General features: G+C 50.2%; 1 protein-coding gene. It reads left to right on the forward strand.

Annotation, left to right across the window (positions count from 1 at the left end; genetic code table 11):
- The first annotated feature begins 64 nt into the window (after positions 1 to 64).
- The gene (locus FLX07_RS36005; RefSeq protein ID WP_167748519.1) at positions 65 to 352 is read left to right on the forward strand and encodes a hypothetical protein; all 288 of its coding nucleotides are present in this window, start codon (positions 65 to 67) and stop codon (positions 350 to 352) included.
- The last annotated feature ends 104 nt before the right edge of the window (positions 353 to 456 follow it).

The following is a 456-nucleotide window of genomic DNA, read 5'->3' on the forward strand; positions in this document are numbered from 1 at the left end:
TTGGGGCGAAGGTGTGCCCGTAGAAGCATGGTTCACAAAAGAGGAGGCGGTTTAATTGGTTAAATTGACGATTGAACAACTGGAAGATATGACGTTTGAAGGCGGAATTGATATCGGAGATGTGACCTATACAGTCGTAGAGGAAAGCGAATGGGAGCACGGACACAAGCACCAAAGCAAAACCGTTATTTTCACTGACGGAAATAAGCATTATCGCGGAGAACTTGGCAGATCCGGATCTGAATGGACCGATTGGACGTATGACAGCGAAATTTACGGAGCCGACGATCTGGCCGAAATTACCGAAGTAGAAAAACGCGAAGTCGTAGTAACGAAGTGGGTGGCAGTTTGACGAACGCAAATGCACGATCAGCCGCAAACTCACTGCGCGCCCAATTAGCGCCGGCGCCGCCCGAACCGACCGGCTATGCACAGCAGATTGCGGATGAACTCATC

The sequence above is a fragment of the Microbispora bryophytorum genome (assembly GCF_006874465.1).
Classification (GTDB): Bacteria; Actinomycetota; Actinomycetes; order Streptosporangiales; family Streptosporangiaceae; genus Microbispora; species Microbispora bryophytorum.